This is a genomic window from Listeria innocua, from assembly GCF_028596125.1.
Classification (GTDB): Bacteria; Bacillota; Bacilli; order Lactobacillales; family Listeriaceae; genus Listeria; species Listeria innocua.
This window is the reverse complement of the sequence record NZ_CP117229.1, coordinates 499235-512991: the sequence shown is the minus strand read 5'-3', so window position 1 is coordinate 512991 and position 13757 is coordinate 499235. Positions and strand designations below refer to the sequence as shown.

11 protein-coding genes are annotated in these 13757 nt (G+C 35.5%); 4 read left to right on the top strand and 7 right to left on the bottom strand.

The window, feature by feature from the left end:
• Positions 1–2 precede the first annotated feature (2 nt).
• Together PQQ29_RS03015 and wsfD are read right to left on the bottom strand one after the other, a co-directional pair.
• Positions 3–1502, bottom strand: coding sequence for a DUF2334 domain-containing protein (locus PQQ29_RS03015; RefSeq protein WP_010990470.1), 1500 nt, complete (start codon positions 1500–1502; stop codon positions 3–5).
• Positions 1495–2970, bottom strand: a complete 1476-nt coding sequence (gene wsfD, locus PQQ29_RS03010; RefSeq protein ID WP_003770640.1) for a glycan biosynthesis hexose transferase WsfD — start codon at positions 2968–2970, stop codon at positions 1495–1497. Before wsfD ends, PQQ29_RS03015 begins: the two co-directional genes overlap by 8 nt.
• Before the next feature lie 237 nt (positions 2971–3207).
• On the opposite strand from wsfD, the gene PQQ29_RS03005 reads away from it, so the two are divergent.
• Together PQQ29_RS03005 and PQQ29_RS03000 are read left to right on the top strand one after the other, a co-directional pair.
• Complete coding sequence (locus PQQ29_RS03005; protein ID WP_010990469.1) at positions 3208–3948, top strand: MerR family transcriptional regulator; 741 nt, start codon at positions 3208–3210, stop codon at positions 3946–3948.
• A gap of 151 nt (positions 3949–4099) precedes the next feature.
• Entirely contained in the window at positions 4100–5761 is a 1662-nt protein-coding gene (locus tag PQQ29_RS03000; protein WP_010990468.1) for a SulP family inorganic anion transporter, read from the top strand.
• A gap of 46 nt (positions 5762–5807) precedes the next feature.
• On the opposite strand, the gene PQQ29_RS02995 is transcribed toward PQQ29_RS03000, so the two are convergent.
• Both PQQ29_RS02995 and PQQ29_RS02990 read right to left on the bottom strand, forming a co-directional pair.
• A complete protein-coding gene (locus tag PQQ29_RS02995) occupies positions 5808–6251 on the bottom strand; it encodes a DUF2798 domain-containing protein (protein WP_187984008.1) in 444 nt (147 codons plus the stop codon).
• A 106-nt stretch (positions 6252–6357) separates the two neighbouring features.
• The gene (locus PQQ29_RS02990; RefSeq protein WP_003760613.1) at positions 6358–7110 is read right to left on the bottom strand and encodes a MurR/RpiR family transcriptional regulator; all 753 of its coding nucleotides are present in this window, start codon (positions 7108–7110) and stop codon (positions 6358–6360) included.
• A gap of 202 nt (positions 7111–7312) precedes the next feature.
• Between PQQ29_RS02990 and PQQ29_RS02985 the strand changes: the two genes are divergently transcribed.
• On the top strand, positions 7313–8629 hold the full coding sequence (locus PQQ29_RS02985; protein WP_010990466.1) for a 6-phospho-beta-glucosidase: 1317 nt from the start codon (positions 7313–7315) through the stop codon (positions 8627–8629).
• Positions 8630–8685: 56 nt separating this feature from the next.
• The gene (locus tag PQQ29_RS02980; protein WP_233444722.1) at positions 8686–9891 is read left to right on the top strand and encodes a restriction endonuclease subunit S; all 1206 of its coding nucleotides are present in this window, start codon (positions 8686–8688) and stop codon (positions 9889–9891) included.
• Positions 9892–9936: 45 nt separating this feature from the next.
• Here the strand turns inward: PQQ29_RS02980 and PQQ29_RS02975 are convergent, their stop codons facing one another.
• The 3 genes from PQQ29_RS02975 to PQQ29_RS02965 all read right to left on the bottom strand — a co-directional run bounded on the left by PQQ29_RS02975 (position 9937) and on the right by PQQ29_RS02965 (position 13728).
• Positions 9937–10866, bottom strand: a complete 930-nt coding sequence (locus PQQ29_RS02975) for a site-specific integrase (RefSeq protein WP_010990464.1) — start codon at positions 10864–10866, stop codon at positions 9937–9939.
• An 82-nt stretch (positions 10867–10948) separates the two neighbouring features.
• Positions 10949–12142, bottom strand: coding sequence for a restriction endonuclease subunit S (locus PQQ29_RS02970; RefSeq protein WP_010990463.1), 1194 nt, complete (start codon positions 12140–12142; stop codon positions 10949–10951).
• Positions 12139–13728: a type I restriction-modification system subunit M gene (locus tag PQQ29_RS02965; protein WP_010990462.1), complete on the bottom strand. Its 1590-nt coding sequence runs from the start codon at positions 13726–13728 to the stop codon at positions 12139–12141. Before PQQ29_RS02965 ends, PQQ29_RS02970 begins: the two co-directional genes overlap by 4 nt.
• Between the last annotated feature and the right edge of the window lie 29 nt (positions 13729–13757).

The following is a 13757-nucleotide window of genomic DNA, read 5'->3' as shown; positions in this document are numbered from 1 at the left end:
CCTCATTTCATATATTTTTTCATATAAAGCCGGTATCCAAAGATGAATAAAACACCAATAATTCCAAGAGAAAGTACAATAATTATCGTGAAAAATGTATTTTGATAGCCGAAAAATCCTTCTAAACTACCAGCTTGTTTTTTAGTTTTATCTTTATTTGTTTTAATATACTTTAAATCACCATCTAGCGTTACGGACTGATTATTGATATAAAGCGAGCCAGCATTTGATTCGATTGTGTCTTTATTTGTTTTTACTTGATGATCTTTATATCTGAAGTCACTAATGTTTTCATTTGCTAGATTGTTCGCAGCAGCCTTTAACTCCTTCTCATTCTGGAAAAATGAATAAGTCACTGCTATATCAACAGGAAAGTTTTTTCCGCTTGTCGTCGTTTCATAAAAATCATTTGCTACACTGTATGGTGATTTTTCAAAAGCGCTACCGTTGTTCTTTTTCGTTGTATGAATAATTTTTTGGTTTGGTAGTAAAATTCCTGTATTAAATGGTTCAAAGCCTTCAGTACCATATACTTTATCAAAATTCCAATATAGCTCTGCTGTCACACCGAGCGCCGCTATATCATGGTCTGCAAAAAAATGTAACGATTTTTGGATAATGTTTTCAAGGTCTCCCGGCGGACTATCACCGTACGTAACGACTGGAACATCCATCATAATAGTGCCATTTTTTGCTTGCACATATCGTAAAATTTCCGCATAATTTTTTGCTGCTTGAAAATCTTGATTATAGAAAACCGGCCCAGCACTTATAATAAAAGGAATTCCTTTTTCATAAAATGTGTCTGCCGTTTTTTTAAGTAAATCAAAATCAACAAACGGGTTTACATCGGTTATAAGCGCATATTGATTCGTCGTAGTTTTAATTTCAAATACTGCTTTGAGTAAATCCATCAACGCAAATTCACTCGTATTATTTGCTTGAAATATTGGCGTATATGCATAGTTTCCAGCTCGAATACCGTATGCTGCTTTGCCATTTTCCGCAGCATCCATTTCGCCTAACGCTTCTCCTTTATAGGAAGTAATTAAATTTGTTTCGTTCACTAACTGAGGTTTTCCCGCTAGTCCTGCCTCGGTTTTAATAGTGATGGAAGTATCTGTAATCGCTTTTGTTTGCAACTGCAATTTATTCGCTAAGAAAGTTGGTGGATTTGCACCTATATATGCAATTTTCGCCTTACTTTCAGCTAATTTCTCGGTCCATTTATCCGTTAATTGGTCCTTTTTATTTTGCAGTACGATAATTTCGCTCGCTTGACTTAGATCCGGATTCTCTTCCCAAGCGTAAATCGTCACCCGTTTTCCCAAACTATTTAACATTCGAAGTAGCGAGTCCATATTCCCTTCGTTATCCGTCCCTTTTGCCAAACTATCATAAAAAACGACCACATCACTATCTGCTTTTGCTGTTTGAGGATGGGTGCTTACTACGAAAGCGACGCAAGCAAAAAGAATACTTATAATGATTTTTTTACGCATTCCGCTCACCTCGTTTCTTCAAATAAAATTCGAGTAATGAAGCCGCTCCAATCAACATCGTTAAGTCAAAACAAACATTAAACAGGAAATTATGCTTCGTTAAATCCGCTTCTCCGTCACCAACAATTGTTACTAAAATCACTGCAAATCCTGAGCCAATCAGTAAAACGACTAAATCAAACAGTAGCGTTCCCCGAATGTTCTTTTCGCGGAAATGTTTAAACGCACTCACACCATATCCAATCAGAAAAACAAGCGCCCATAAAATCAAAAACGTGAATTTCTCTGGAGCAAATTTTTCCTTCACATCACTGTAGACCGAGAAAAAATGCGTTTTCTCTTTAAATTTATAACCTGTCGCCTTTTCAAAATTGCCCATTTCAAATGGTCGAATCGAAAAACTATTTTGCGCGGATAAATCAAGCATTTTCCCAAATTGTTTCGGATTTTCCAAATAATAACTTAAAACCGTGACAAAATTATAATTCGGATAAAATTCCTGTTCCATTAATTTCGAATCTAAATCAATCATTTTATATTTTTGATAAAAGTTGGTTCCTTTAAGCAAAGCGAATTCAGAGTTCATTCCCATTTCCTCAAGTGATTTCTCCGGATTTTCCGAATCAAGCAACACACCGCGAGTCATTGTTTGATACTGATTTATCGTGACAAACTCTCCTGGAATGAATGCGTACATCACTACACCACTCATGAAAATAACAAAAAAAGTAGCCGCTGCCGAAATCCGAAACGCGCGATTTTTCCGGATGAAAAACACGAGTATACCGCAAACTGCAATCACAACCGCAATTGGCGCATTTTGCTGCTTGGCCGTAATTAAAATAAGGGACGCTACAAAAATCAAGCCTAACATCGCATAATCATTATATTTATGCTGATATAAAAGTAAAAATCCCGCTGAAATATACAGCATCATAATCAAAATAAGTCCTTCACTAAAAAACGAATTAAAATAAGCTGTATAAGCGGTATCTGCGAAAATAAATACAGTTAGCACAGCAATAACGTAACCAGGCCAACCTTTCATTTTTGCCGTTAAACCAGCCACTAATAAGTAAATCGCTGGCAAAAGAAGCACTAATTGCAAAGCACCTAAAAAACGTACATCAAAAACAGTTGTTGACCAAAAAATTTTATTTAAAAGAAGCGCAATTTGAATAAAAATACTTTGCGAGGAGTAAATCGCAACTTGATTTTCATTAAAATATTGATAAATCCCGAACTCCTTCACAAAATGTCCAAATTGTAACGCGTCATAATTAGCATTATTTACAAATAAACCATTGCTTGAGAATATTCTAAAAAAGTCTCCATTATCAGCCATACCAATATAAGGTGGCACAAAAAGCGCAATAATAGTTATAATAAAAACACAAATAACCGCAAATATTTGCGGTGTTAGATGATGCCATAGCCACGTACTAATGGATTTTATTTTCCCCGTCATGATGCTATCCCCTTTTTATTTCCGCTAATTCCATTCACAAATTAGACACATTTACACTCCATTATACGAGAATGTCATAAGTTTTTCCATGGTTTTATTTATTTTATTACAATTAACGCGAACAACTTATTTACTAGCAACACTTTTCCACTAAAAGAGTTATAATAAACAAAAAAACTTTCTTGACTACTACGTCGCGTCATACTTTATAGTTGAAATCAGAAGGAGGAATCATTCATGCAAACAAAAGAATTAGCTGAACTCACTGGTGTAAGTGTGCGCACGCTGCATCACTACGATAAAATCGGCCTACTCGTCCCGCAAAAAGACGACTGGAACGGCTATCGTATTTATTCAGAAAAAGATGTCGACAAATTACAACAAATTCTTTTCTTTAAAGAACTCGATTTCCCTTTGAAAAAAATAAAGCAAATTCTTGATGACCCTAGTTTTGATAAAGAAGTCGCTTTATCCTTGCAACGCCATTTATTAATAGAGAAAAAAACACGAATTGAAGCGATGCTCGAAACCCTTGACCAAACCATCAAGAACGAAAAAGGAGAAATAATTATGACGAATGAAGAAAAATTTACTGGCTTCGATTTTTCAACTAATCCATATGAAGAAGAAGCACGAAAACTTTGGGGAGATAAAGTTGTAAATCAAGCAAATGAAAAAATCACTAATATGAATGAAAAAGAACAAATGGCTATAAAAGAAAGTTTTGATGCAGAATTTCGCCAATTGGCCGCTGTTAGAAAATCCGCCCCAGAATCAAATGAAGCCCAACAAGCAGTCCACCAGTTTTTTCAATATTTAAATGATACTCACGGGAATTTATACTCGCTTGAAGCATTTGCAGGACTCGGAGAAATGTACGTGGCAGATGAACGTTTCACTAAAAATATCGACCAGTTTGGTGATGGCCTTTCTGCTTTTCTGAAAGAAGCTATGGCGATTTATGCCAAAAACAATTAAAAAAAACGCGATTTTCTTTTTAACGAAAATCGCGTTTTTTTTAATTAATCCACCAAAATAGGGTTGGTATAACTTATAACAGGGTAAATAGTATAAGATTTAAATAATATTATAGAAGAAGAAAATTACTATGTTTTAAAGGGAGGAACTTATGTTTAAACACATCTTGCTTTCATTAAATGGGTATAAAGCATCCTATTTACGGAATGATGTTATTTCAGGTGTTGGGGTTGCTGCACTGACAATTCCGGTTGCAATGGGATACGCGCAAGTAGCTGGACTTCCACCCATCTATGGTTTATATGCATCATTTTTACCGGTTATTGCTTATGTTATTTTTGCCAGTTCGCCGCAATTAATTTTTGGGATTGATGCGACAGCTAGCGCCATTACTGGGTCAATTATCTTAGGAACAGCTGGACTTGCAGCAGGATCCAAAGAAGCCATCGCACTCGCCCCGATTCTAGCATTCTTTTGTGCGGTCTTTTTAGTACTTTTCTCCATCTTAAAATTAGGTCGTTTTGCAAAATACATATCTGCTCCAGTTCTAAGTGGTTTCATTTCAGGACTTAGTGTTTCCATTATTATGGGGCAAATCCCAAAAATAATGGGACTTAAAGAAAGCGGAGATAGTTTCTTTTCTAGTTTAGGTATTATTTTCGGTCAATTTTTCCAGTCTAATTGGATTTCATTTGCAATGGGTATCGTTACAATCATCATTGTCATAACTTGTAAAAAAGTAATTCCAAAAATCCCGATGTCACTTGTTGTCTTAGTACTAGGAACAATGGCAGCTTATTTCTTCAAACTCGACCAATATAATGTAGATATTGTTGGTAAAATCCCGGTTGGTTTCCCTTCCCTTGCCCTTCCTGATTTTGGGGCAAGTTCATGGGCACTTGCGATTGGTGGCGGTTTAGTTTGTGCTATCGCTACCTTTGCCGGTTCACTATTACCAAGTGAAAGTTTTGCAATGAGAAACAAATATACGATTGATGATAATCGTGAGTTATTTGCTTACGGTATTTCTAATTTCGTCGCTGCGTTTTCTGGTTGTTCCCCGGCGAGTGCCAGCGTATCAAGAACAGCTGCAAACGAGCAATTTCGTGGTAAAACACAAATGGTTTCGATCGTTGCCGCAACTATTATCGCACTGATTGTTGCCTTCTTAAGTGGCTTACTTTACTATATGCCACAACCAGTTCTTTCAGGTATCGTATTCGCTGCACTTGTGGGCATTATTGATGTAGATGTGTTAAAAGGTTTATTCAGAGTTTCTCGTCGTGAAGCAACCGTTTGGATTGTTGCCGCTCTTGGAACACTTTTAGTAGGTGTAATTTTCGGGGTACTACTTGGGATTTTCTTATCGTTCATCAATGTAGTCAGCCGCTCAATGAAATCACCAATTGCGATTCTTGGTGTTATTGACGGGCGCCATGGTTACTTTGACTTAAAACGTAAACCAGAAGCCAAACCAATTCCAAATGTAGTTATTTATCGTTATAGCGCTTCCCTTTTCTTTGGAAACTTTAATAAATTCGCAGATGGCTTAAAAGAAGCAGTCCAAGATGATACAAAACTAGTCATTTTTGAAGCGAGTGCGATTATTAATATCGATACAACCGCTACCGAATCTATGAAAGACTTACTCAAATGGCTGGATGATAAAGGTATCGAGTATTACTTCGCTGACCTCATTGACCATTTAAAAACAAGCTTTAGAAAACATGATCTTGGCTACATTATCGATAACGGCTACACGAAGAAAACCGTGGAAGACGCGCTCGATGCTTATTATGCCGAACATAAATAACAAAACGCTTAGCCGGGCCTAAACTCGACTAAGCGTTTTTTCATTTTTACAAAAGGGCAAAAATCCGCGGACTAATTAATCGCACAAACGGTGACACGATAAAAATTTGCAAAAATAAAGCAACAAAATAATTGCGTAAAATAAGAATACCTAGATGACTCCATTCGCCTTGGTTTACAATCAGGCTAAGGGTCGACATAAGCACACACATAAACGTAACCATTAACAATTGCATCATGATGATCTTTTTAAATTTCGAAGCATCTTCACTTACCAAAAGGGAGTGCAGACGAGACGCGATTTTTCCTACTACAAAAAAGTCTAATAAAAATCCAATAAAAAGAAACGGAACAAACGCTTTTAGAATAATCATAAAAGAATCCGCGCCAATACCATTTTCAAGAAAGATATTATAAGAGCTCATGCATAAAATCATCAAAGAACACATAATAAGTGTAAAAACGACTTTCTCTTTCCTATTACTGTACATAATTTCACCTCCAAAGAACTATCGTAGCAAAATAAAAAATTCTTCGTAAGTGACAATTTTGTTACAAAAAAAGTTTTGCTCGGAAATCCAAGCAAAACTTAGCTTTTTACATTTTTTCTTTGTCAATTTGGGTTCTTATTTCCCGGGCAATATTTTCAATTGTATAGAGCGCCGGTAGTTGGGACGTGATATTTGCTTCCTGATACATTTCCTTATTAATATAATAAGCGATGTTCGCATCAGATAGCCTCGCGATGGTCGATTTCGCGCTATTTGTAATCGAAATCACTTTACAATTTTGCGCCTTCAATTGGTGAATATATCTGATGATGTCTTCATTTTCCCCTTCCACCGAAATCGCAATCATGCAGATTTTATCGGATAATTTGCTCGATAAATGGTAAAACGGGTGGTTAAGCGGATCTTCAATATGTAGCGCCAACGTGAATAATGACGAAAAATAAATCGCGCCATATTCAGCGATTACGCCCGATGAACCCACCCCAGCAAATAGAACCAGTTCACGGTCGCGAAGAATTTCCACTGCGTTTTGAATTTGCGCTTTAAACTCAGGTTGCGCCGTCCGTTTCAGAAAATCAATATAAGTCGTTTCATCCGCCATATCAATTTGCGCCAACTTCTGCTCTTCCAAATAAAGCTGTAATTTCACCCGAAACTCCGAAAAACCATTACAACCAAATTTCCGGCAAAAACGCAGAATCGTCGTCGTACTCACATGCGCTTCCGTCGCCAAATCGCGAATTCGCATATAAACAACTTTCTCTAAATTTGCCACTATATAATTATAAATATCTAATTCTGTATCATTTAATTCCAAATTTTTATCCAAAAAAAGCATTTCCGCACCTCTTTTCGCTTTATTTTACCATGTAACACCTCGTTACTCAAATGTGACAAGTTCCTACTTAGAAAATCCTTACCTAAAGCTCGTCAAATACTAGCTATTTTTTCATAAAATTCCTATACTATAACTGTGAGAAGAAAAGGCAACTAACAATTAAGTAAGCCTTTTCAAAAAAATATCCTTGGAGGTATAAATAATGACTAAAGGTATTAAAATCGCGACTATTGGTGGCGGATCAAGTTATACACCCGAACTAATCGAAGGATTTATTAAACGTCAAGACGAATTACCAGTTCGCGAACTATGGTTAGTAGACGTAGAAGCTGGCCGTGAAAAATTAGAAATCGTTGGTAATTTAGCAAAACGTATGGTAGAAAAAGCTGGCGTTGACATGGAAGTACATTTAACATTAGACCGTGAAGAAGCTTTAAAAGACGCAGATTTCGTAACAACACAATTACGTGTAGGTTTATTAGACGCACGTGTGAAAGATGAGCGCATCCCGAATTCATATGGCGTAGTTGGTCAAGAAACAAACGGACCAGGCGGCATGTTCAAAGGACTTCGCACAATCCCAGTTATTTTAGATATTTGTAAAGATATGGAACGCCTTTGCCCAGATGCTTGGTTAATCAACTTTGCTAACCCTGCAGGAATGGTAACAGAAGCCGTTCTTCGTTACAGTAACCAAAAGAAAGTTGTCGGCTTATGTAACGGCCCTATCGGCATCGAACGTAACATCGCTGAAACTCTAGGCGTAGACGTTTCTGAAATTTACGTAGAATTCGTTGGTCTAAACCACATGGTATTCGCGAAAACTGTTTACCATAATGGCAAAGACGTAACAAAAGATGTTGTTTTCAAAATGACAGAAGATGAAGCTGGCTCAAGCCTTAAAAATATCAATGCAACTGGTTGGGACAAAACGTTCTTACGTACACTTAATATGATTCCAATCGACTACTTGCGCTACTACTGGCAAACAAAACAACAACTGGAAGACCAAGCTCGCGCATACGCAGAACATGGTACTCGTGCAGAAGTTGTTAAAAAAGTAGAAGCGGAACTTTTCGAGCTTTACAAACAAGAAGAACTTGCTGAAAAACCAAAACAATTAGAACAACGCGGCGGCGCTTACTACAGTGAAGCAGCATGTAACCTAATTAACTCTATCTATAACGACAAACGCGACATTCAAATCGTTAATACTCGTAACAATGGTGCCATCCTTGATATTGACCCTGATTCCGCAGTAGAAACAAACTGTGTTATCACTCGCCAAGGCCCAATTCCACTAGCAAGCGGACGCCTTCCAATCGCTATCAACGGCATCATCCAAGAAATCAAAACTTTCGAGCGCCTAACAGCCGAAGCAGCAGTTACTGGTGATTACGACAAAGCACTCCTTGCAATGACAATCAACCCACTAACTCCAAGCGAATCTGTAGCCCGCGAAATGCTGGACGAAATGTTAGAAGCGCATAAAGAGTATTTACCGAATTTCTTTAAATAAGTGGAATGTAGATACAGATATTTTTAAGTAATATATTTTTTTGAAAGAGGCAGCTTGTGTTGCCTCTTTTTTATGTATTTTATCACTACTTTAACTTACCATTTCGAGCTTGGGAACAGCGTAAGTTAGGGGAAGATGTGAATTTCCTTAATGGCAGAGCTTATTCCCAAAAAGAATTACTTGATAAAGGTAAGTATAAAGTATTACGTGTAGGTAATTTTAATACAAATGATAGATGGTACTATTCTGATTTAGAATTAGAAGAAAATAAGTATGCTAACAGGGGTGATTTGCTTTATTTATGGGCTACAAACTTTGGCCCGGAAATTTGGAATCAGGAAAAAGTGATATACCATTATCATATTTGGAAACTTAAGATAATGAATATAAATGTATCTAAACAGTACTTATATACTTGGCTTATAACTGATAAAGAACGTATCAAACAAAGTACAAATGGAACTACTATGGTACATGTTACAAAAGGCCATATTGAACAGCGCGAGTTTCAAATACCCCCAAATTTAACTGAACAACAAAAAATAGGTACCTTCTTCAAACAACTCGACGACACTATCGCTCTTCATCAGCGTAAGTTAGATGCTTTAAAGCTGATGAAGAAAGCATTCTCGCAACAAATATTCCCAGAGAATAATAGGAAGAAGCCTAAGATCCGATTTACTAGTTTTTACGAAGAATGGGAACAGCGTAAGATAGGAGAATATGGTTATTTCTATTATGGAAAGAGTGCTCCGAAATGGTCTGTGGCTCAAGATGCAACTACACCATGTGTAAGGTATGGGGAATTGTATACAAAGTTTGGACCGGAAATTGACATTGTACACTCCTATACAAATATTGATAAAAGCAACTTAAAATTTAGTTCTGGAAATGAAGTGCTAGTTCCACGAGTTGGTGAAAATCCCTTGGATTTTGCCAACTGTAGCTGGCTTTCGATTTCCAATGTTGCTATCGGCGAAATGATATCGGTTTATAATACAGAGCAATATCCTTTGTTTATTGCATACTATTTTAGAAGTAAAATGAAGTACGAATTTGCAAAAAGAGTTGAAGGTGGAAATGTATCCAATCTTTATTATTCGTATCTTGAGGATATTTTAATATCAGTACCATCAATAGAGGAGCAAAAGAAAATAGCTGAATTTCTGAATAAAATAGATATTACTATTAATCTTCTTCAAAATAAACTAGGTAGAATTAAAGAATTAAAAAAAGCTTATCTACAAAATATGTTTATATAAAATAATCCCCACCTAGCTAAGATAAAGCTAAGTGGGGATTTATTATCACATTAACATTGATAAATGGCGTATAATTTTATCATTATCTTGATTTTCCAATTCCTGAATAATATGAAGGTATGTTTCCTGAGTAGTAGTCATACTTGAATGCCCTAACCTATTCGCAACGCTTGCAATTGAAACTCCAGCAAATAACAGTAAAGAAGCATGGGTATGTCGTAAACTATGAACTGTGATAGTTGGTATATTTGCGTTTTCACACAACACCTTTAAACGATTATTAATTGTAGAATTGAATACTCTGCTTTTAACAAAAATCGGTTTATCTGGATCTTTCATTTTAATTAACTGGGAAAATTGCATTGCTAATTGCCAATCAATTTGAATCTTTCTATTGGAAGATTCGTTTTTTGTCGGCTGAAAAGAACCAGTAACCATTTTGTAATCCCAGGTTTTGTTAATAATAATTTTTTGTTTGGAAAAATCGAAGTCTGAAGGGGTTAGAGCTAATGCTTCTGAAAATCGAAGCCCAGTTTTAATGATTAATAGAATAAACCAATCCCAATTTATATCCTCCTTTAAATTTAATTCTTTTAATAAGGCTTGTACTTCAAATTGATTTAAAAATTTTGCTTTTTTAGGTCGAGGTGTTTTTCCTTTAATCACAATTTTCCTTGTGGGATTTTGACTGATCACACCTTCATCTACAGCATCTAAAATAGCCCCTTTCAGATGATGATGGAAATCCATGGTAGTTTGTTTCTCATGAGTAACTGCATAACTATTTAGCAGTTGTTGATAAGTATAACGATCTAGATCCTTTATTTTTAAATCTGGTACAAGTTCTTGAATTTTTTGTTCTGTTACATAGTATTTCTGCAGGGTAATTGAACGTATTGCTCCAACTTTATAAAGATCTACCCATTCTTTAAAATACTCATGAAATGTTTGTTCTTTTCTCTTTCTCGCTTTCATAAAAAACCTCCTAAGATAATAATAGATGAATTAATCACCTTTGTTTATTATCTTAGGAGTTGATATAAGTGTAAATATTGAATTATATAAACATGTTCTTTAGATAGAATCTTTTTAGAGAAGAGAGTTTCTCAAGTTTATTTTGCTGAAGGGCAATTAAGTCGTCAATTTGTCGGGAAAAAGTTCCAATTTTTTGTTGTTCATTACTATTGGGCAAAGGAATAGGCATTTCAAAAAAAGTATCAGTATGAATTCTCTTTGCTCTTCTAGAACCATTAGCAATATTTCCTTGATATTTGTAAAAGCGTGCCAATGATACGTACTCTAATAAAAATGTTTCATTTATGCTTTCTTCAATATCAAATGCTGGAGAATCAAGAGTTGATTCATAGCCATCCAACTCAAGTGGTATAATACCAAATGCTTGATTCAAAAAGTCTAACTTTCCATATATGAATTGTCCCGTTTTTCGAATATAGTACTGAGTAGCAGAACTGCCTGTATAAATCTCTTCTTTAGGAACTACTCCTTTTCGCCAAAGTTTTACGGTCAATTTCTTCGCAAGACTACCATTTGAACCTTTAATCTTACTTTCTTTGAGAAATTCTCCGAGTATACGCTGTTCCCAAATATCATCAAAATCATCAAACCGAATCTTAGGAATATTCTCCCCACGTTTTGGGAACATTTGCTGTAAGAGTCCTTTCTTCATCAGCTTTAAAGTATCTAACTTACGCTGATGAAGAGCGATAGTGTCATCTAACTGAGTAAAAAATAGACCAATCTTGTATTGCTCATCAAAAGTTGGATATAAAGCAATAAAATTTTCAACTTGTGATTTTGATAGATTTGTTTGAGTAACACCACTATCGAATTTTAGAAAATAATTATTTCGATTCATTCTGAAATTCAAAAATATTGGATCAATATTTTCATTTGGAGTAATACCAGCAATTCGTTGATTTAAAGTATATTTACCATCTTCTTTCACAAGAAAGAGTTTTGCCAGTGCTTTACCATTTGGCAAGTCACTTAACACCATGGCAATCTCTCCATCAAAGATTGGTTCAACTTGTTCATTTGTATATCGTTGAACTTTTCCATTAGTTGAAATAAATTTTGAATTGATAATTGTATATTTCCCATCTTCATCTTCAACTTGTTCGTGAGCTTTTCCATTTCGATAATTAGCAATATCCCTCAACTTACGCTGTTCCCAAGCTTCAGAAAAGCCTTTAAACCGGATTACTGGCACGCTTTTTTCTAATTTTTTCATCGAAATACCGCCTTAGTAGCTTCAATTATTTCCTTCGTATCCGGAGTAACGGCTAATTCATCTAATAAACCAAGAAAATCAGTCTCGGCTTTTTTTATATCGGCATTTAATGTAACCATTTCATTACCAAGTGCCACCAAATCAATAGCCTCCTCTTCTTCAAAAGTATCTACATATCGAGGAATATTTAAATTATAATCATTTTCTTTTATTTCATCCAAAGTTGCTACATGTGAGTATTTCTCTATCTCTTTACGGTTAATTACTGTATCAACAATCTTTTCCACATCTTCAGAACGTAAATTATTTTGCTTTTTAATTTTCTCAAATCCTTTACTCGCATCAACAAATAAAATGTCTGATTCAATACGATTCTTTCTTAAAATAACAACACAGACTGGAATCGATGTATTTAAGAATAACTTATCAGGAAAACCAATTATTGCCTCAATCTGGTGCTTATCAATTAAAGCCTTTCGGATCCGCCCCTCAGAAGCTCCGCGGAATAATACACCATGTGGTAAAATAATCGCCATGCGTCCATTATCTTCTAAATGATACAAACAGTGTAATAAAAAGGCATAATCAGCTTTTGTCTTAGGCGAAACACCGTATTCCCGCCATCTTGGATCATCTTCACGATCTTTATTATTCCAATGTGCTGAATAAGGAGGATTCGCCATTACCGCATCAAACATTCGAGGAGTATCTTTTCCATCCACTACCCCATCTGGCCAATCGCTTTCAAGTGTATCCGCATGATTAATATTAATATCATTATATTCAATACCATGCATCATCAAATTCATTCTTGATAAGCGGTAAGGCGTTGCATCTTTTTCTTGACCATAATACTTTATCACTCCGCGTCTACCTGAGTTCTTCATATAACTTGCTGTTGTAAGTAAAAGTGAACCAGAACCAACAGTAGGATCAAAGATAGAAAATTTTTCCATATCTTCTCGGCCAAAAGTTAAAATCCGAGCCATTACATTAGATATTTCTTTTGGTGTATAGTATTGTCCCATATCAGATGCTAGGACAGTAGCAAATTGTGCAACTAGATACTCATAAATATCTGAAACTGTGTCATTACTACCAGATAAATCAAATTCTGGAGAGGATAGCAATTCAATCATAGAAATCATGACACTAGCCCTAGCTTGTGCATTAGCACCTAAATCCGCACTATCAAAGCGCATACCATCAAAAATTCCTTCAAAATCATTTTTCGCTTCAAATGCAATTTGTTGATTAAAATGCGTAAATGTATCTGTCATCATCCCAATATTGAAACGGTCCGTATCAATTGCTTTTTTCCAGTCTACAAAGAATTCATTTGGTTGAATCGCATAACCAAGATTCTTTTTCATATAATTTAAGGCTTTTACGGAATCTTGAGAATAAACATTCTCCCAATTTTCCCCGCGTAATACGCCATTTAGCCAATGTGTTGCTTTTTCAGATAAGTATTTATAAAACAAAATTCCGAAGATATAGTCTTTATATGCAGTTAAACCAATTTGACCGCGTGTTTGGTTGAGCATTGCCCACATTTTTGTTTTTTGTTCAGTTGATAATGCCATTATGTTCTTTCCTTCTTTCTATTATTATA

Coding starts and splice junctions, on each gene's coding strand:
- PQQ29_RS03015 (WP_010990470.1), bottom strand. CDS start 1,502: ATGCGTAAAAAAATCATTATAAGTATTCTTTTTGCTTGCGTCGCTTTC.
- wsfD (WP_003770640.1), bottom strand. CDS start 2,970: ATGACGGGGAAAATAAAATCCATTAGTACGTGGCTATGGCATCATCTA.
- PQQ29_RS03005 (WP_010990469.1), top strand. CDS start 3,208: ATGCAAACAAAAGAATTAGCTGAACTCACTGGTGTAAGTGTGCGCACG.
- PQQ29_RS03000 (WP_010990468.1), top strand. CDS start 4,100: ATGTTTAAACACATCTTGCTTTCATTAAATGGGTATAAAGCATCCTAT.
- PQQ29_RS02995 (WP_187984008.1), bottom strand. CDS start 6,251: ATGTACAGTAATAGGAAAGAGAAAGTCGTTTTTACACTTATTATGTGT.
- PQQ29_RS02990 (WP_003760613.1), bottom strand. CDS start 7,110: ATGCTTTTTTTGGATAAAAATTTGGAATTAAATGATACAGAATTAGAT.
- PQQ29_RS02985 (WP_010990466.1), top strand. CDS start 7,313: ATGACTAAAGGTATTAAAATCGCGACTATTGGTGGCGGATCAAGTTAT.
- PQQ29_RS02975 (WP_010990464.1), bottom strand. CDS start 10,866: ATGAAAGCGAGAAAGAGAAAAGAACAAACATTTCATGAGTATTTTAAA.
- PQQ29_RS02970 (WP_010990463.1), bottom strand. CDS start 12,142: ATGAAAAAATTAGAAAAAAGCGTGCCAGTAATCCGGTTTAAAGGCTTT.
- PQQ29_RS02965 (WP_010990462.1), bottom strand. CDS start 13,728: ATGGCATTATCAACTGAACAAAAAACAAAAATGTGGGCAATGCTCAAC.